This window comes from Bradyrhizobium sp. RDI18, assembly GCF_043203335.1.
GTDB lineage: Bacteria > Pseudomonadota > Alphaproteobacteria > Rhizobiales > Xanthobacteraceae > Bradyrhizobium > Bradyrhizobium retamae.
Map to the genome: position 1 here is coordinate 560,377 of NZ_JBICRN010000008.1, position 18,729 is coordinate 579,105.

General features: G+C 62.5%; 13 protein-coding genes and 4 pseudogenes. 11 read left to right on the plus strand and 6 right to left on the minus strand.

Features of this window, described 5'->3' with window-relative positions; all coding sequences use genetic code 11:
* Positions 1-102 precede the first annotated feature (102 nt).
* The 3 genes and pseudogenes from ACFXS9_RS11440 to ACFXS9_RS11450 all read left to right on the plus strand — a co-directional run bounded on the left by ACFXS9_RS11440 (position 103) and on the right by ACFXS9_RS11450 (position 3,915).
* Positions 103-1,599, plus strand: a complete 1,497-nt coding sequence (locus tag ACFXS9_RS11440) for a caspase domain-containing protein (RefSeq protein ID WP_392688760.1) — start codon at positions 103-105, stop codon at positions 1,597-1,599.
* A gap of 92 nt (positions 1,600-1,691) precedes the next feature.
* Positions 1,692-2,947 (plus strand): annotated as a pseudogene (locus ACFXS9_RS11445) (FAD-dependent oxidoreductase).
* Between the two features lie 185 nt (positions 2,948-3,132).
* Positions 3,133-3,915 (plus strand): outer membrane protein, encoded by a 783-nt coding sequence (locus tag ACFXS9_RS11450; protein ID WP_392688763.1) that lies wholly within the window; start codon positions 3,133-3,135, stop codon positions 3,913-3,915.
* Between the two features lie 92 nt (positions 3,916-4,007).
* Here ACFXS9_RS11450 and ACFXS9_RS11455 read toward each other — a convergent pair whose 3' ends face one another.
* The 4 genes and pseudogenes from ACFXS9_RS11455 to parE all read right to left on the minus strand — a co-directional run bounded on the left by ACFXS9_RS11455 (position 4,008) and on the right by parE (position 8,561).
* Positions 4,008-4,778 carry an SDR family NAD(P)-dependent oxidoreductase gene (locus tag ACFXS9_RS11455; RefSeq protein WP_392688766.1) on the minus strand — a complete coding sequence of 257 codons (771 nt, stop codon included), beginning with the start codon at positions 4,776-4,778 and terminating at the stop codon, positions 4,008-4,010.
* A 35-nt stretch (positions 4,779-4,813) separates the two neighbouring features.
* On the minus strand, positions 4,814-4,999 hold the full coding sequence (locus ACFXS9_RS11460) for a hypothetical protein (protein ID WP_392688769.1): 186 nt from the start codon (positions 4,997-4,999) through the stop codon (positions 4,814-4,816).
* Positions 5,000-5,451: 452 nt separating this feature from the next.
* Positions 5,452-6,285, minus strand: a pseudogene (locus ACFXS9_RS11465) (outer membrane protein).
* A gap of 221 nt (positions 6,286-6,506) precedes the next feature.
* Complete coding sequence (gene parE, locus ACFXS9_RS11470; RefSeq protein ID WP_392688772.1) at positions 6,507-8,561, minus strand: DNA topoisomerase IV subunit B; 2,055 nt, start codon at positions 8,559-8,561, stop codon at positions 6,507-6,509.
* A 229-nt stretch (positions 8,562-8,790) separates the two neighbouring features.
* On the opposite strand from parE, the gene ACFXS9_RS11475 reads away from it, so the two are divergent.
* From ACFXS9_RS11475 to argC (ACFXS9_RS11500), 6 genes and pseudogenes are all read left to right on the plus strand, one after another.
* Positions 8,791-9,240: a PEGA domain-containing protein gene (locus ACFXS9_RS11475; protein WP_392688775.1), complete on the plus strand. Its 450-nt coding sequence runs from the start codon at positions 8,791-8,793 to the stop codon at positions 9,238-9,240.
* A gap of 169 nt (positions 9,241-9,409) precedes the next feature.
* Positions 9,410-9,939 (plus strand): annotated as a pseudogene (locus ACFXS9_RS11480) (DedA family protein).
* 194 nt (positions 9,940-10,133) lie between these two features.
* Positions 10,134-11,123 (plus strand): MBL fold metallo-hydrolase, encoded by a 990-nt coding sequence (locus ACFXS9_RS11485; protein WP_392688778.1) that lies wholly within the window; start codon positions 10,134-10,136, stop codon positions 11,121-11,123.
* Between the two features lie 324 nt (positions 11,124-11,447).
* Positions 11,448-12,116 (plus strand): FMN-binding negative transcriptional regulator, encoded by a 669-nt coding sequence (locus ACFXS9_RS11490; RefSeq protein WP_392688780.1) that lies wholly within the window; start codon positions 11,448-11,450, stop codon positions 12,114-12,116.
* Positions 12,113-13,093 carry an N-acetyl-gamma-glutamyl-phosphate reductase gene (gene argC / locus ACFXS9_RS11495; protein ID WP_392688783.1) on the plus strand — a complete coding sequence of 327 codons (981 nt, stop codon included), beginning with the start codon at positions 12,113-12,115 and terminating at the stop codon, positions 13,091-13,093. Before ACFXS9_RS11490 ends, argC (ACFXS9_RS11495) begins: the two co-directional genes overlap by 4 nt.
* A gap of 111 nt (positions 13,094-13,204) precedes the next feature.
* Positions 13,205-14,257, plus strand: coding sequence for an N-acetyl-gamma-glutamyl-phosphate reductase (argC, locus tag ACFXS9_RS11500; protein ID WP_392688786.1), 1,053 nt, complete (start codon positions 13,205-13,207; stop codon positions 14,255-14,257).
* A 166-nt stretch (positions 14,258-14,423) separates the two neighbouring features.
* Here the strand turns inward: argC (ACFXS9_RS11500) and ACFXS9_RS11505 are convergent, their stop codons facing one another.
* Together ACFXS9_RS11505 and ACFXS9_RS11510 are read right to left on the minus strand one after the other, a co-directional pair.
* Positions 14,424-14,822 (minus strand): MAPEG family protein, encoded by a 399-nt coding sequence (locus ACFXS9_RS11505; protein ID WP_213288702.1) that lies wholly within the window; start codon positions 14,820-14,822, stop codon positions 14,424-14,426.
* A gap of 82 nt (positions 14,823-14,904) precedes the next feature.
* Positions 14,905-16,711 (minus strand): annotated as a pseudogene (locus tag ACFXS9_RS11510) (PHA/PHB synthase family protein).
* Positions 16,712-17,009: 298 nt separating this feature from the next.
* On the opposite strand from ACFXS9_RS11510, the gene ACFXS9_RS11515 reads away from it, so the two are divergent.
* Both ACFXS9_RS11515 and ACFXS9_RS11520 read left to right on the plus strand, forming a co-directional pair.
* Positions 17,010-17,303, plus strand: coding sequence for a hypothetical protein (locus ACFXS9_RS11515; protein WP_334419910.1), 294 nt, complete (start codon positions 17,010-17,012; stop codon positions 17,301-17,303).
* A 199-nt stretch (positions 17,304-17,502) separates the two neighbouring features.
* Complete coding sequence (locus tag ACFXS9_RS11520) at positions 17,503-18,723, plus strand: LL-diaminopimelate aminotransferase (protein WP_392688789.1); 1,221 nt, start codon at positions 17,503-17,505, stop codon at positions 18,721-18,723.
* Positions 18,724-18,729 lie beyond the last annotated feature (6 nt).

Sequence of the window (18,729 nt, forward strand, 5' to 3'; positions counted from 1 at the left end):
CCCATCGAACGAAGCCGTTGAACCATGGGCAATGGCCTGCCGACTATGGCATGAAACAGCTTCGCACGGGCCACAAGACGAATCGTGCGCAGGGGGAATTCCATGAAGGGTTGGTTTCTCAGACTGCTTGCGGTGACAAGTCTTGCAACTTGCGTCACGGCCTATGCCGCGCCTGCGCAGGCGGAGAAGCGTGTCGCGCTGGTGGTCGGCAACAACGACTACCGGAACGTGCCCAAGCTGCAGAAGGCGGTCAACGACGCCCGCACCATGGGCGATACGCTCAAGCAGCTCGGCTTCACGGTGATGGTCGCGGAAAACCAGAACCGGCAGGCGTTCAGCCAGACGTTGCTGGCGTTCGACAAGGCGGTCGACGCCGGTGATACCGCGTTCTTCTTCTATGCCGGCCACGGTTTTGAAATCGCGGGCCAGAATTTCCTGCTGCCGACCGACGTGCCGGCGGCGACCGAAGGCCAGGAAGAACTCGTACGCGACGCCTCGATCCTCGCCGACCGCATCATCGAGCGGATGCAGAACCGCAAGGTGCGCACCGCCATCCTGGTGTTCGATGCCTGCCGTAACAATCCGTTCGAACGCGCCGGCACGCGTGCGGTTGCCGGTGGCGGCGGTCTCGCGCCGATGACGCAATTGCCGGAAGGCGTGTTCTCGATCTTCTCGGCCGGGCCGCGGCAGACCGCGCTCGACCGGCTTTCCAATGACGACGCCAACCCCAATTCGGTGTTCACGCGAACCTTCGCTAAGGAATTGACGCAGCCCGGCGTCAATCTCGTGCAGGTCGCGCAACGCACACGGCGCGCGGTCAGCGAATTGGCGGAGACCGTCCGCCACAAGCAGATCCCGGTTTACTTCGACCAGATGGTCGACGACGTTTTCCTGAATGGTTTGGCGAAGGCCCAGCCTGAGGCGGCGAAGCCCGCCGAGCCGCTGCAAAAGCTTGCAGCTTTGCCTCCGGTACAGCGCCTGCAGCCGCAGAACGATTCCGTCAACGCGCCGATCGCGATGTTCTCGCGTCACAATGGCGGCTGGACCGTGGTGTTTTCGATCGCCGATCCGACGCTCGGCATTTCCTGGCGGATCGGCGATAGCGGCGATTTCCGCGAAACCGGCTTCATGGATACGCTCGATCCGCGGACCCGCAAGCGGATGCCCAACCTGTCGGTCGAACTGCCGGCCGATGCACCGGCGGCCGTCATCCAGGTGCGCTATGTGGACACCAATGGCGAGTTGCAGGGGCCGTTCCCGATCCGGTTCGATCCCGAGGCCGCGCTGATCCGCGACCAGCGCAAGATTCTCGACATGACTGCGACGAGTTGGTTGTCGTTCCGCGAGTACAACGGGCTTCTGGTCTACTATACGCACCTGATGTCGTACCGCTGCGCGATCCGCGAAGTGCGCGTCGGCATCGACAGTGCGGTGCCCGACAAGGTGCTGAAAATGCCGCCTTGCAACACTCGCGATCCCAGCGTCATTCCACACGATGCGCAGCCCTATTTGAAGCTCGCGCCGGCGACCAGATCGGTTTCGGTGGAATTGACCTATCGCGACGGCAGCGTGTCGGAGATCAAGAGTTTTAGGCGGTAGCGACGCGAGGTCGCCGTCTTCGACGTAATGCCCCGCGCATGAGGGGCATTATCGCGCCGCATATTGCATTGCCGATGCCTGGCAGATGATCGATGCTGCCTCGCCGGGAAAATCGGCGACAGGAGCGAGCGGTGAAAGTACGTTGCTGTATCGTCGGTGGCGGGCCGGCCGGCATGATGCTCGGATATCTGCTGGGCCGCGCCGGCATCGATGTCGTGGTGCTGGAGAAGCACGCCGACTTCTTTCGCGATTTTCGCGGCGACACCGTGCATCCCTCGACGCTGCAGGTGATGGACGAACTCGGACTGATCGACGGCTTCCTGAAACTGCCGCACCAGCGCTTGCAGAAGATGCAGGGCATGTTCGGCGGGAAAACGGTGCGGATCGCCGACCTGAGCAGGCTTCGCGTCAAATATCCTTTCATCGCCTTCATGCCGCAGTGGGATTTTCTCAATTTCCTGCGCGAAAGCGGCAAGCGGTTCGCCTCGCTCAAGGTGATGATGTCGACGGAAGCGATCGATCTCGTTCGAGACGGCGAGCGCGTCATGGGCGTGAAGGCGAAGACGCCGGATGGCATCATCGACATCGAGGCCGACCTGACCGTTGCCTGCGACGGACGCCATTCGGTGGTGCGCGAACGCGCCGGCCTTGAGGTCGAGGAAATCGGCGCGCCGATGGATGTCTTGTGGTTTCGCGCCGGCAAGCGGGGGAACGAAAACGAGAGCCTGTTTGCCCGGGTCGATCCCGGCAAGATGATGGTGACCTTCGACCGCGGCGACTATTGGCAATGCGCGTTCGTCATTCCCAAAGGACAATACGACGCGGTGAAGGCGGGGGACTGCCCGCGCTGCTCGACGACATCGCGCGCATGGCGCCGATCCTGAAACCGGGGCTTGCCGAGGTGAAGAGCTGGGACGACGTCAAGCTGTTGACGGTAGCGGTCAACCGGCTGAAGCGCTGGACGCGGCCGGGGCTATTGTGCATCGGCGACGCCGCGCATGCGATGTCGCCGATCGGCGGCGTCGGCGTCAACCTCGCGGTGCAGGATGCCGTGGCGACGGCGAATCTGCTGGCATCGAAGCTGGTAAGTGGCTGCCCGTCCGAAGACGAACTCGACGCGGTGCGCCGGCGGCGCGCGTTTCCGGTGCGGATGACGCAGCGGATGCAGGTCGTCGTGCAGAACAACATCGTGAACGCAGCGCTGAAGCCGGGCAATCAGCCGCTGAAGGTCCCGCTGGTCATGCGGCTGGTTACGGCGGTGCCCTGGCTGCAGGGCGTCACGGCGCGGTTTGTGGGCCTAGGCGTGCGCCCTGAGCATGTGCATTCGCCACGCAGCGCCGGCAATTGAGCTGGAGCCTGCCGAAACAACCCGAAAGTTGTGTTTTGGTATCCTCAACCGGAGATAACATTGCGCGCAACTGTAGCAATCGGGTGACAGCCAAAGGGCTGGAATCCGGGTAATTTAGGTCATGATTTCGATTTGATGCTCACCCGCTGCTCATCCGCGCAGTGCTCATTAGAAGGGCAAATGCAATGAAGAAACTGGTACTCGCTGCTTCCATCCTTGCCGCCAGCGCGGTGAGCGCGTTCGCCGCAGACATGCCGGCACGCATCGCGAAGGCGCCCGTGGCGCCCCCGGTCGTTACCTATGATTGGTCCGGCATCTATGTCGGCGGCGCGGTTGGCGGCGCATGGCACGACACCGCCGGAGACTTTTACAATACTCCGCCCTTCCTCTGGGGCACCGGTAACAGCGACACCGCTTTGATCTACGGCGGCTTTGCCGGAATCCAGAAGCAGTGGGGCAATTTTGTCCTCGGTATCGAAGGCGGCTACAATGCCCTCGACAACGGCTTTAACACCACCAGCAGCGCCGGCCTGATCGGTGAGCGCTGCGGCCTAGGTGCTGGCCTTTCCTGCCAAAGCCGCATCAATGACATCTGGTATATCGGTGGACGGGTCGGTTATGCCTGGAACCGCTTCATGGTGTATGGCCAGGGCGGCTACGCGCAGGCTGACATCGACACCCAGACCCTTGTCAATGTGACCGGCCTTACGTTTGACCATGCCGGTGCTTCGCATGGCGGCTGGTATGCCGGCGTTGGTGCCGAATACGCGGTTCTCGACAACCTGATCATCGGCATCGACTACAAGCACTACGAGTTCGACAGCAAGCAGCACAATTGTAATCTGGCGTTGATCACCTGCAATCCGTTCAACAATCGGAACGTCGATGCGGATGTCGACGCTGTGATGGCTCGGGTGAGCTACAAGTTCAACCCGTGGCCGACCGGGCCGGTCGTCGCCAGGTACTGATCCAAGCACTGAAATCCAGAGACGATGGAAAAGCCCCGGCCTTGGCCGGGGCTTTTTTCGTGCAGGCGAAGAATCCGGCAAGCCCTCTTTGGCTACCCCATGATTGAATACCCGCCATCAATTGGAATCGCCGTACCCGTGACGAAATCCGACGCTGTCGAGGATAGAAATACCGCGATGCCCGCAAAGTCGTCTATCCTGCCCCAGCGCGCCGCGGGCGTGCGCGTCAGCACCTGATCGTGCAGGCCGTCGATCTCCTGGCGGGCGCGCTTGGTGAGATCAGTGTCGATCCAGCCCGGCAGCACGGCGTTGGCCTGGATGTTGTCGGCTGCCCAGGCGCAGGCGCAGGAGCGGGTGAACTGCACGATGCCGCCCTTGCTCGCGGCATAGGCTGGCGTGAAGCTGGCGCCGAAGATCGACATCATCGAGCCGATATTGATGATCTTGCCACCGCCGACCGCTTTCATCGCTGGGTAGACCGCCTGCGAGCACAGGAAGGCGCTGGTGAGGTTGGTTTGGATCACGCTGTTCCACTCGGCAATATCGAGCGCATGCGGCGGCTTGCGGATATTGATGCCGGCATTGTTTACGAGGATGTCGATGCGGCCGAGATCGCGGACGACGCGCTCGGTCATGGCGGTGACCGTTGCCTTGTCGGTGACATCGGCGGCAACCGCAATCGCGTTGGCGCCACCTTGCGTAAGTTCCGCGACCGCGTCGGCCGACTTGGCTTCGTTGCGGCCCACCACGGCGATCGCCGCGCCGGCCTCGGCGAGGCCCCGGGCCATGCCGAGCCCGATGCCGCCATTGCCGCCGGTGACGATGGCTACCTTGCCGGTGAGGTCGAAGAGTTTTGCTGCCATAGCTGTTGTCCAGTTTCTGTAGGATGGGTACGAATCTAGCGGTTGCCTTGCCAGATCAGGATCAGGCCGACGGCGACGAGCACCGCGCCATATCCGGCCCATTGTAACTGGTCGATCATGAAGCTCGATGGCGGCCAGCGAATGGCACCGGTGCCTTGGCCGATCCACAAAAGGCCGATTGCAAGCGCCAGAAATCCGATGATCGAAAGGGATCTGGCCATGGCTTGCTCCCTCCTGCCGCTATGGCGCGGGGACGCGGGGCGGCCTTGTCTTCGGTCGTGTCTTCGGGTCGCTGCAGGAAACCATTGCTGGCGGCGGCCGTAGCTTCCGATCGAATAGAAAGCCGGCCGGCTTCGCAAGGCCGGAAGTTGCGGCATCGCCAAGGATCATCATGAGCTGCCGAACGGCCACTTTTGCGATCGCGCTTCGCGCGACCCGACGATGCGCTGCAGAGCCGGGGCCTATGGTCGAACGGAAGGAGTGGGTCCCGGCGCTGCGGCGCAGCGTTGCCGGACAATGCTTCGCATCGCCTAGGCTGCACCGCGTCCGGGACAAGCGACTGGCTTATTGACGTCGGCTACTTCGGTTTCGCTTGCTTCGGGGCCTTCCGCGTCCGGGCAACAAAAAAGCCCCGGACGATGCCGGGGCTTTTGAGCTGTCGAGTTAGCAGAGATCAGTACCTGGCGGCGACCGGAGCGCCGCCCCAGTTGAAGCGGTAGACCAGCGAGGTGCTGATGGTCTGCGTCCAGGGCTTGAAAGTCACTGCCGTGCCGGTCGGACCACCGCCGAAGGCGGGCGTGACCGTGCCAGGCAAGGTGACGCGATCATAGAAAGCAGAGCGATACTCCGTCTTCATGAACCAGCCGGGAGCCGAAATACCGAAAAGGTCCAGATTGTTCTCGACGCCGCCGCCGACAAACCATCCGTGACGGTCGAAGGAGGACGTGGTGTAAGCTCCAGGGCCACCGGGCGCGAAGATAGTGGATTGAGTAGTGCCCGACCACTCTGAACCAGAATAGCCAGCATTAACGTAAGACAACACATTGGGAGCAACCAGATAGCCCAGTCGCACACCAGCGGCATAGCTCGTCTCGAGCTTCATGCGGCCTTCGGTTTGGAAGAACGGATCACTGAGGGAGCCGCGGATATCTCCGAACTGCGCGTCACCGAAAATACCGGCCACCCATCGGCCGCCGAACTGCCAGTCATAGCCGCCACCGACCGTTCCGAACCAGCCGCTGCCGCCATTCCGCTGGTCGCGGGTTATCACAGTGCCAGCGGGCCCAAAGGGACCCCCAAAGACCTCCTGCAACACCGGTGCTCACGACGTTGCTATCAGCGCTCCAGAGCCCGCCGCCACCACCACCGAAGATGTAGAAGCCAGTCCAGTTATACACTGCGGCGACGGGAGCCGGCGCCTTGGTGTAGGGCGGGCCCCGAGGTCAGCCGCCGAGGCCGATCCGGTGAATGCCGCTACCGCGGTCAGAGCGAGCAGTACTTTTTTCATGTCCAGTTCCTTAACTTCTCGTTCGCTTGACGAGGTGCGCGAGCGCCGATTCCCAAAATCCAGTAGCGTGACTATACGCAGTTCCGGCCAAATTGCTGTTGCGGGGGAAGCACACTGGGCCGAAAAGGAACGACCGGCAAAAGCCCGAAAGACGGGCAGATTTCGCCGATTACCGGCCAGAATGGCCGGAAATCGCTCGAAAATCGCTTGCTTTCGATGAATCAGACGTCCAGCAGCTCGTCGCTGGCGAATTCCGCCTTGTCCGAGATGAAGGCGAATCTAGCCTCGGCCTTGGTTCCCATCAGCCGCTCGACGGAATCAGCCGTGCCTTCGCGGTCGTCGGCCAGCAGCACCACGCGGAGCAGCGTGCGCTTGGCCGGATCCATGGTGGTTTCCTTGAGCTGCGCCGGCATCATTTCGCCGAGGCCTTTGAAGCGGTTCACCTCGACCTTGGCATTGGCGTTGAACTCGCTCTTCAAGAGCGTGTCCTTATGTGCATCGTTGCGGGCATAGACCGACTTGCTACCGTGGGTTAGCTTGTAGAGCGGCGGCACCGCCAGATAGAGATGGCCCTCATCGATCAGCCGCGGCGTCTGGCGATAAAAGAACGTGATCAGCAGTGAAGCGATGTGCGCGCCGTCGACGTCGGCGTCTGTCATGATGATGATGCGCGAATAGCGCAGGTCCTCTTCGCGATAATGCGCGCCGGTGCCGCAGCCGATCGCCTGCATCAGGTCGGAGAGCTGCGCGTTCTGCATCAGCTTGTCCTTGCCGGCGGAGGCCACGTTGAGGATTTTTCCGCGCAGGGGCAGCACAGCCTGAGTCTTGCGGTCGCGCGCCTGTTTGGCGCTGCCACCGGCCGAATCGCCTTCGACGATGAAGAGTTCGGAGCCTTCCGTTGCGCTGTTGGTGCAATCGGAGAGCTTGCCAGGAAGCCGCAGCTTCTTCACCGCGGTCTTGCGCGAGGTTTCCTTTTCGGCGCGTCGGCGCAGCCGCTCGTCGGCGCGCTCGATGACGAAATCCAGGAGCTTGTTGGCCTGCAGCGGATTGCCCGACAGCCAGTGGTCGAACGGATCCTTGATCGCCTGTTCGACGATCTTCTGCGCTTCGGCGGTGGCGAGGCGATCCTTGGTCTGGCCCTGGAATTCCGGCTCGCGCACGAACACGGACAGCATCACCGCCGCTCCCACCATGACGTCTTCCGACGTGACGGGCGCGGCGCGCTTGCCCTGGCCGATGCGTTCGGCATGGTCTTTCAGGCCACGCAGCATCGCGCTGCGCATGCCGGATTCATGGGTGCCGCCGTCGGGCGTCGGCACGGTGTTGCAGTAGGAGGAGAGGAAGCCGTCGGCATCCGCGGTCCACGCGACCGCCCATTCGCAGGCGCCATGGGCGCCGTTGCGCCCCGATTTGCCGGAGAAGATATCCGGATGCACCAGCGTATCGGCGTGAATGGCGGCGGCGAGATAGTCCTTCAGGCCGCCCGGGAAATGGAAGCTATCCTCGGCCGGCACATCCTCGATGCCCTTCAGCAGCGCGGGGTCGCAGCGCCAGCGGATCTCGACGCCGCCGAACAGATAGGCTTTCGAGCGTGTCATCTTGAACAGGCGCTGCGGCTTGAAAGCCGCCTTGGCGCCGAAGATGTCGGTGTCCGGCTTGAAGCGGATGCGGGTGCCGCGGCGGTTGTTGATCTTGCCGAGGTCCTCGAGCTTGCCCTTGGGGTGGCCGCGCTCAAAACTCATCCGGTAGAGCTTTTGACTGCGCGCGACTTCGACCTCGAGCCGCGAGGAGAGGGCGTTGACCACGGAGACGCCGACGCCATGCAGGCCGCCCGAGGTCTCGTAGACCTTGGAGTCGAACTTGCCGCCGGAATGCAGCGTGCACATGATGACTTCGAGCGCCGACTTCTTCGGAAACTTCGGATGCGGATCGACCGGGATGCCGCGGCCATTATCGGTGACGGTCAGAAAGCCATCGGCGCTCAGTTCCACCTCGATGAACGAGGCATGCCCTGCCAGCGCCTCGTCCATGGCATTGTCGATGACTTCGGCGAACAAGTGGTGCAGCGCCTTTTCGTCCGTGCCGCCGATGTACATGCCAGGGCGGCGGCGCACCGGTTCCAAGCCCTCCAGCACCTCGATGTCGGCCGCGGTGTAGCCCGCCTCGGCGCTGGTTCCGCGCGAGGCGGCCTTGGGCGCCGCGCGGCCTTTCCCTTCCGCGGCGAACAGATCGTTGGCGGATTTTGATTTTGTAGCTGATTTCAATGGCTTGGACATGGCTCTTTAGATGTTGCGCGCGATCTCGCGCGAGCGAATCGGTTGCTGTGACTATGCCACGGATGGGCTCAAAAGTGACGGCCGAGGCGGATCCGGGTGCACCCTGCAGCGAAGGGGCAGCCAATAAGGGGATCGCGTCCGATTAACAATAACCAAGCCGATCGGGTGAGCGGACTTGCGTTCACCCTTGGGTTGCGTGAAAGTCGCGGCGGCAGGGGGAATAAATCCAATGATCAGATTGCTGTTGGCCGCCGCACTTGCGGTGCCATGTGTCGGTTGTGCGTCGGTGACGCGTGGAACGACTGAGAACATTTCCATTTCGAGCACGCCGTCAGGCGCTACCGCCGAGATAACCGGGCTGGATGTTCCGACTGCCTGCGTCACCCCGTGCGTGGTCGTGGCCAAGCGCAGCGCCGACATCACGGTGACCGTCAACAAGGAGGGGTATGAGCCGCAGATCATCCCTCTCACCAAGGAAGTTCCGGGCACGGGCGCGGCTGGCTTCGCCGGCAACATTCTGCTTGGCGGGTTGGTCGGCATGGGCGTCGATGCGGCCACCGGTGCTGCGCTGGATCACAAGCCGAATCCTGTGATCGTGACGCTGCAACCGATCGCTCCCATACCGCCACGTCCAGCGAAGCCGCGTCCGCCGAGGCGCTCGCCGCCGCCCCAGAGCTGATCACATCGCTCAGATCTTTGGCTCTGGCCTCTTGCCCATCCGGTGTGGGTTCACGCGTCGGCCCCCGGCTTTGTGACTTGATGTCGCGGAAGTGGCTGGCTTACCTGTTCTTCCCAGCGGAACCGGTAGAAAGGTTCAAAGACAGGAATCGGGGCGGAAAGGGCTCGGAATGGAAGATTATGTGCGCGCCCTGGCTGATTTCGTGCGCGACAATCAGGTCTGGGCCGCTCCGATCGTCCTGGTGCTGGCATTCGGCGAATCGCTTGCCTTCGTCTCGCTGCTGGTGCCCGCCTGGGGGCGCTGGTCGCGATCGGCGCGCTGATCGGCGTCAGCGGCATCAGTTTCTGGCCAGTCTGGCTCGCCGGCGGCATCGGCGCGGCGCTCGGCGATTGGGTCTCCTACTGGTTCGGCTACCGCTACAAGGAGCATGTCGCCGAGATGTGGCCTTTGTCGCGCTATCCCGAGATCCTGCCGCGCGGCGAGGAATTCGTGAAAAAATGGGGCGTGCCCTCGATCTTCATCGGCCGATTCTTCGGGCCGCTGCGAGCCTCGGTCCCGCTCGCCGCAGGCATTTTCGAAATGTCATATTGGCCCTTTCAGATCGCCAATTTTGTCTCGGCTCTGGTCTGGTCGGCCGTTCTGCTGCTGGTAGGCGACGTCATGGGGAAGATCGCCGAATGGCTTTGGCGGGTGGTGTAGCGTCGAACGGAATAAGCGGATGACGGGGGTGTTAGCCCCAACGTAGGTAGACAAGAGCAACTTCGCATTGCCGTCGTGTCGTCGCGCTATCGCAGAAGTGCCGATAGGTCCAGCGGCAACCGAATCAAGGGCACGCATCGAAGCGGGGTGAATCCCGCCCTCGTATCCATCATCTCACTGGGGAGAACATCACCATGGAACTGACACGTCGTCACGCACTCACTGGGGCCGCGGCGCTCGCCGCCACACCGCTGTTGCCGCAGGCGCCCGCCAGGGCGGCCGCCCCGGTGGCGGACAAGCAGGCGCCGAGCTTCTACCGCTACAAGGTGGGCGATGCCCAGGTGACGGCGATTTCTGACGGCGTCAACAATTTCGCGCTGCCCGACACGTTCGTGCTCAACGCCAAGAAGGACGAAGTCAACGCGGCGCTCGAAAAGGCCTTCATGCCGAAGGACAAGATGTCGATCCAGTTCGCGCCGCTGGTCATCAACGCCGGTGGCAAGCTCGTGGTGGTCGATACCGGCAACGGCGCCGCGGCCTTTGCATCGAGCAAGGGCAATGTCGGCCAGTTCGGCGCCAACATGGTCGCCGCGGGCTTCGACCCCAAGGCGGTCGACATCGTCGTGATCTCGCACTTCCATGGCGACCACATCAACGGTCTCCTGACCGCGGAGAACGCGCCGACCTTCCCCAATGCCGAGGTGCTGGTGCCGGCGGCGGAATGGAAATATTTTATGGACGACGGCGAGATGAGCCGTGCGCCGGAAGGGCGGATGCAGACCGTTTTCAAGAACGCCCGCCGCGTGCTCGAGGCAGGACTCAAGAAGAAGGTGACGCCCTATGAATGGGGCAAGGAAGTAGCGCCTGGACTGACGGCGGTGGAAACCATCGGCCACACGCCGGGCCATACCTCCTATGTTCTCGCATCCGGCTCCGACAAGGTGTTCATCCAGTCCGACGTCACCAACCTGCCGGCGCTGTTCGTCACCAATCCGGGCTGGCACCTGATGTTCGACCAGGATCCGGCTCTGGCGGAAAAGACCCGCCGCCGGGTCTACGACATGCTGGTGGCCGACAAGATGCGGGTCCAGGGCTTCCATTATCCGTTCCCGGCCAATGGTTTTGTCGAAAAGGACGGCAATGGCTACCGGCTGATCCCGGCGCCGTGGAATCCGGTGATCTGACACGAAGTGTCATTCCGGGGCGATGCGCAGCATCGAACCCGGAATCCGGAGGCTGTGGCGCGAGATTCCGGGTTCACGCGCTGTGCGCGCGCCCCGGAATGACCAGTACACCTTGACGCCAGCCGGGCGCGGCCTTATAGCCGCGCCCATGACTATCGCTTCGACCATCTCCATTGCTCGCCGCCGCCGCGCCATCGTCGCGGTATGGGCGGACGTCTACGTTTGAGATTGTCGCCTCTGCCGCCGGATCGGATCCCGCGGCTTCTCCCTTTTCCAGAAAACGCGGTCTGAACTGGCGGCTCCTACGTCAAGCAGGAGTTTAAGATGTATACGCCACCACCGTTCAAGTCCGACCGCGCCGCGAGTCTCGCGTTTGCGGAAGCGCGCGGCTTTGGTTTGGCCTGCGCGTGGGATGGCAACAAGCCGGTCGCCTCGTCGCTGCCGTTCTATCTCACCTCGGCCAATGACGGCACGCCGCGTGCGCTATTTCATGTCGCCCGTCACAATCCGCTGGTAGGGCTGGCGGACGGGACGACGCCGTGGCTGTTGGCCATCAACGGTGCTGACACCTATGTGTCGCCGGACTGGTATGTCTCGCCCGATCAGGTGCCGACATGGCTCTATCAGGCGGTGCATCTCTCGGGTGCGGTGCGGAAACTGTCCGATGACGAACTCGCTGATCAGATCGACACGCTCAGCGCCAAGTTCGAGGAGCGGCTGTTGCCGAAGAAGCCGTGGCTGTCTTCGAAAATGACGGCAGGGCGGCTGGCGGCGATGAAGAAGGCGATCGTGGGACTCGAGATGACGGTCGAAGAGGTGGAGGGCAGCTTCAAGCTGAACCAGCACAAGTCCGAGACCGACTATGCAGCGGTTGCGGGGTCGCTTGCGGCGCAAGCCGACGCGGGCGCCAAGCAGATTGCGAATTTGATGAGAGAGGCGCGGCCGCAGGCCTTTGCCGACGAAACGAACCAGCTCGAAAGGAGCGTGCCATGAGCCTCACCGACAGCCATCAGCCCAAGACCGTCGGCGCCTCGACCAAGCCCGCCGTGTTCGTTGACGGCGCCTCCGGGACGACGGGGCTTGGCATTCAGGAGCGCCTTCGGCTGCAGAACGACGTCGTCGTGAAAAACATCGTCGAGGAGAAGCGCAAGGATGCCGATGCCAAGCGCGCATTGATGGGCGAGGTAGATCTCGTCATCCTCTGCCTGCCTGACGATGCCGCGAAAGAGACCGTTGCACTGATCGACAGCATGGGCGCTTCGGCTCCCAAGGTGCTCGACGCCTCGACGGCGTTTCGGGTCGCCAGCGACTGGACGTACGGTTTTCCGGAACTCACGCCGGATCAGGCCGACAAAATACGAAACGCGCGGAAGGTCTCCAATCCCGGCTGCTATCCAACCGGCGGGATTGCGCTGCTGCGGCCGCTGGTCGATGCCGGCCTGTTGGCGGCGGATTATCCCGTCACCATCAACGCGGTCTCCGGCTATTCGGGCGGCGGCAAGTCGATGATCGCAAGTTTTGAGGATGGCAGTGCGCCGTCGTTCGAATTGTATGGCCTCGGCTTCGAGCACAAGCATCTGCCGGAGACGCAGCTTTACTCAAAGCTCACGCGGCGGCCGATCTTCGTGCCGTCGGTTGGCAATTATCGGCAGGGTATGCTGGTCTCGGTGCCGCTGCATCTCGACACGCTGCCTGGCAAACCCAGCGGCGCTGACCTGCACGCCGCGCTGGGGAAACGCTACGCCGGGAGCAAATACGTCTCGGTCATGCCGCTCGAAAACGCGGCGACCAGGGGCGGGCGGCTGGAGCCCGAGGCGCTCAACGAGACCAACAAGCTCGAACTTTACGTTTTTGCCAGCGAAAAGCATCGTCAGGCGGTGCTGGTCGCGCGGCTCGACAATCTGGGCAAGGGTGCCTCGGGTGCCGCCGTGCAGAACATGCGGCTGATGCTGGGCCTGGTCGGGCAATAGCTGATCTGGCGTTGCCGCGAAGCGAGCCCGGTGGACCAAGCGTCGCTGCAATTCTGCCGTGGCAAGACAATCAAAAGACGCCCTGCAAATGACGCCTGAAAGGAACGCGTGATGAGCTCGAAAAAGAAGATCGGCATTCTCGGTGCCTCCGGGTACACCGGAGCCGACGCGGCGCGCCTGTTGGCGCGGCATCCGAACGCCGAGATCACCGCGCTCACCGCCAACACCCACGCCGGCAAGTCGATGGGCGACGTGTTCCCGCATTTCTTCATGCTCGATCTGCCGAAGCTGGTCGAGTGGGAGAAGGTCGACTGGACCGGAGTCGATGCGGTATTCTGCGGGCTGCCGCACGGCACCACGCAGGAGATCATCGCCGCCGTCCTCAGGGCCAACCCCGACATCAAGGTGCTCGACATGTCCGCCGATTTCCGGCTGCGCAACAAGGACACCTATGCGCAATGGTACGGCCATGAGCACCGGGCGCTCGAACTGCAGGGCGAGGCCGTCTACGGCCTCACTGAATTCTACCGCGAGAAGATCGCGGCCGCGCGGTTGGTCGCATGTCCCGGCTGTTACCCGACCGCGGCGCTGCTCGCGCTGGTGCCGCTCGCCAAGGCAAAACTGATCGACGTCGACGACATCGTCATCGACGCCAAGTCGGGCGTTACCGGCGCCGGGCGCGGCTTGAAGCAGAACACGCTGTTCAGCGAGGCGGGCGAGGGGCTGTCGCCCTATTCGGTCGGCACCCACCGGCACGCGCCGGAGATCGAGCAGGAGATCGGCGTTGCCGCGGGCGCTGCGGTGACGGTCAACTTCACGCCGCATCTGATCCCGATGGCGCGTGGCGAACTCTGCACGTCCTATGTCAGGCTCAACGGCGGCGCGACGACGGACGATCTGCGGGCCGTGCTGGAGAAGGCCTACGCCAACGAGCCGTTTGTGCATGTCGCCAGGAAGGGCGTGCTGCCGCAGACCCAGAACGTACGCGGCTCCAACTATGTGCAGATCGGCGTCGTCGCCGACCGCATCAAAAACCGGGCGATCGTGATTTCCACGCTCGACAACCTGGTGAAGGGCTCGGCTGGGCAGGCGATCCAGAACATGAACCTGATGTTCGGATTGCCCGAGACAGCCGGGCTGGAGCAGATCGCGCTGTTTCCGTGATGTGAGGTGCTGCGGTGGACGAGGAGACGCTGCAATTCCGCACCGGCATCAACCACTACTTCAATTCGTCTGCTGTTGCGAAACACTGAGCCCTGTTTCACAGGCCGCTAATGAAAAACCCCGGAGCCGAGCTCCGGGGTTTGCTTTTCGTTTCGGGTCTGGGCTTTCAAACCACCCTGAAGATCGCCAGCGCCAGCACGGCCTGCGCCAGGAATCCGACGGTGAAGGCTACCGTTCGGAACACCGGCAGGCCCAGCGTGTAGAATATCAGATGCGCGACGCGCGACCAGAAATACACGGCGCAGGCGAGCACGGTCCATCGGTCGGAATAGTCGATTACGTTGAGGATCAGGACGAGCGGCGCGAAAATCACGAGGTTCTCGACCGCGTTGTCATGTGCGAACATCATCCGATTGGCCCAATCCGCGTGCGGTTTGTCGTTGCGCGAGGGGTTGGCCATGGCGCCGGAGAGGCCGCGCACCTGACAGCGATTGATGATGTAGGGGATCCACATCAGCCCGGTCAAAATCACGGTCAGAGTCAGCCAGAACAATTCACGCGTTATTGGTTGCGTCATTGGTTTCCCCTCAAACGATTTCGATTCCCGGCACGGGATGGCCAAATATACTCAACAACGCGCTTTCTTGCTACGCGCGCACCTTGACGTAGCTGCCGGGTGCGTCCTCGATCGGCGGCATCTCCTCGGACCCGACGGCGCGCGCGGGCACGCGCTCGGCGTCTATGCCGTCCAGCCATTGCAGCCAGTCGGGCCACCACGATCCCTTGTGCTCGGTGGCGTTCTTGATCCAGTCGGCGAGCGCGACATCCTTGATGTTGTCGTTGGTCCAGTACTGGTACTTGCCCGCGTCCGGCGGGTTGACCACGCCTGCGATGTGGCCCGAGCCGGACAGCACATATTTGACCGGGCCGCCGAAGAACTGCGAACCGTAGAGCACCGAGTCCGCCGGCGCGATGTGGTCCTCGCGCGTCGCCAGATTGTAGACGGGCACCTTGACCTTTGACAGGTCGAGCAGAGTGTTATCGAGCACCATGCTGCCGGAGGAGAGCCGGTTCTCCAGGTAGCAGTTGCGGAGGTAATAGGAATGGTTGGCCGCCGGCATCCGCGTGGCGTCGGAGTTCCAGTGCAGCAAGTCGAAGGAGGAGGGTGGCTGGCCCTTCAGGTAGTTGCTGACGACATAGGACCAGATCAGGTCGTTGGAGCGCAGCATGTTGAAGGCCATCGCCATCTTGCTGCCTTCGAGAACGCCCCGTGCTTCCATCTCGCGCTCCAGCGTCGCGACCTGGTCTTCGTCGACGAACACGAGCAGATCGCCGGCATGGGTGAAGTCGACCTGCGCCGCAAAGAACGTCGCCGAGGTGACGCGCTGGCGCCGCTTCTCGGCGAGCCAGGCCAGCGTCGACGCCAGCAGGGTGCCGCCGACGCAGTATCCGGCGGTATGGACCTTCATCTCGCCCGTCACCTTTTCGATGACGTCCATCGCGGTCAGCGGGCCTTCCTTCATGTAGTCGTCGAAGGTTTTCTTGCCGAGCTCCTTGTCCGGATTGACCCAGGAAATCACGAACACGGTGATGCCCTGATCGACGCACCATTTGACGTAGGATTTTTCCGGCTTGAGATCGAGTATGTAGAACTTGTTGATCCAGGGCGGCACGATCAGGAGCGGCGTGCGCAACACCGTCTCCGTGGTCGGCGTGTACTGGATGAGCTGCATCAGCTCGTTCTGGTAGATCACCTTGCCCGGCGTCGTCGCCATGTTGACGCCGACTTCGAGATCTCGACGGATCGGACTGACGGATGCGGAGCATGCCGCGCCCGGCCTCGATGTCCTCGGCCAGCATCTTCATGCCGCGAACGAGGTTGTCGCCGTTAGAGGCCAGCGTCTCGCGCAGCACTTCCGGATTGGTAAGCACGAAATTCGACGGCGCGATCGCGTTGGTGATCTGCTGAACGTAGAACTCGGCCTTCTTGCGCGTGTGCGGATCGACGCCTTCGGCGTTCTTCACCAGTTCTTGCGCCCAGTGCGCGGTGAGCAGATAGAGCTGCAGCACGAAATCGAAGAACAGATTCGATTTCCACTCCGGATCCTTGAAGCGCTTATCGCGCGGCGACGGCTCAATCGCAGGCTTGGCCTGCTCGCCGGCCATGCGGCGCGCCGCCGAGCCCCAGAGATCGAGATAGGCTTTGCCCATCCTGGTCTGCAGAGCTTCGGCGCGTTGCTGGTCGGTCAGCCAGTATTCCGCCACCTTGGTGAAGGTCTTGATGACTTCGCCGAGCTCGCTCGGCGGCTTGTCCTTCGGTTCCCCGTCCTCGCGCGGCTTGAGATAGGCCGCGAGCGCCTGGCCGCTCGTCTCCATCGCCCTGGCGATATTCATGGCGAAGGCTTCGGCGTTGAATGTTTTCGGAGCCTGGGTTTCGGTGTTGACGTCGCTCATATCAAGCACACTATAGCTTCGTTTCGCGTTCGTCACCGCGTGGATTGATGGCAGCGGCGTTGGGGTTAACCCTGTTGCACTGCGATAAAGTTTGCGTGTTCAGGCACAATGCACACATTGCAGCCGCACCTGTCGAATTTGCTCTTTGGGCTTTAATCGTTTCGGGCGACAATGGTTTGAACGGTTCTAGCGAAATCAACGCCGCGGGACGATTTTGCGTTGCAAGGCTCGTACCAGCGCATAGATGTCGTCGCGATGCGCGTGCGCTGCATCAGGTAGTTGGGGATTTCCGGGACGGATGGCGGTGGATCGAACGATAAGGCTGTGGTCAGTTGCCACCCTGCTTGCGGCGGCGCTTGCGCTCGGCGGCTGCTCGACCCAGATCGCTGATATGCCCGGCTTCGGCCTGCCGGCTGACGCGCCAGAGCGTCCGAAGGAAGCTGGTGGCTATCTACCGGTTCACGACCTGCCGCCGGACCGCAACGAGGAGGCGATGAAGCCGGCCGAGTTGGCTAAAATCCAGGCAGAATTGACCGCCGCTCGCGACCGTCAGGCGGCCGCCGCTACCCCGCCAAAACCGGCCAAGAAGTGACCTAATTACTGGCGCTAGCGGCTCCCATGGTAAAAGAACCCAATTCAACCGCATTGCGGGTCCAGAGCCTAGAGACCTCGCGCCTGAACTTGCTCCAAATCCTTGATTGGACGCGATTTTTGGACGAAGCCAATCGGGTTTCGTAGCGCGCGCAGGTTCCGTCCGATTCTGTCCTGCCGGTTGCCGGAGCAAGGGTCCCATGGAAGATTTTTATCGCATTCGCCGTCTGCCGCCTTACGTGTTCGAGAAGGTCAACCAGGCCAAGGCGGCCGCGCGCAATGCCGGGGCCGACATCATCGACATGGGCATGGGCAATCCGGACCTGCCGACGCCGTCCCATGTACTCGAGAAGCTAAAGGAGACGCTGGGCAAGCCGCGGACCGATCGCTACTCGGCCTCGCGCGGCATCAACGGCCTGCGCAAGGCGCAAGCCGCCTATTACGGACGGCGGTTCGGCGTAAAACTCCATCCGGACACCCAGGTTGTTGCGACGCTGGGTTCGAAGGAAGGCTTTGCCAATGTGGCGCAGGCGATCACCGCGCCCGGCGACGTGGTGCTGTGCCCCAATCCGAGCTACCCGATTCACGCCTTCGGCTTTCTGATGGCGGGCGGCGTGATCTGCTCGGTACCCTCGGAACCGACGCCGCAGTTTTTCGAGGCGGTGGAGCGCGCGATCATTCATTCGATCCCGAAGCCGATCGCGCTGATCGTCTGCTATCCCTCCAATCCGACCGCCTATGTCGCCGAGCTCGATTTCTACAAGGACCTGGTGGCGTTCGCGAAGAAGCACGAGATCTTCATCCTGTCGGATCTGGCCTACGCCGAAGTTTATTTCGACGACCGGAATCCGCCGCCCTCGGTGCTGCAGGTTCCCGGTGCAATCGACGTCACCGTCGAATTCACCTCGATGTCGAAGACGTTCTCGATGGCGGGCTGGCGCATGGGCTTTGCGGTCGGCAACGAGCGGATCATTGCCGCGCTGGCGCGGGTGAAATCCTACCTCGACTACGGCGCGTTCACGCCCATTCAAGTCGCGGCCACCGCCGCACTGAACGGGCCGGACGATTGCATCAAGGAGATGCGCGACACCTATCGCAGGCGCCGCGACGCGCTGGTCGAATCGTTCGGCCGGGCGGGCTGGGAGATTCCGCCGCCGCAGGCATCGATGTTCGCCTGGGCGCGGCTGCCCAAGGCATTTGAAGGCGTCGGCAGCATGCAGTTCGCGACCCTGATGGTGGAGAAGTCAGGCGTGGTGGTTTCGCCCGGCGTCGCCTTCGGCGAGCATGGCGAAGGCTATGTCCGCATCGCCATGGTGGAAAACGAGCAGCGCATCCGCCAGGCCGCGCGCGGGGTGCGGCGCTTCCTTGAAAGCGGCATTGAAACGTTGCACAACGTGGTCCCTCTCGCCAACCGGCGCTAATTCCTT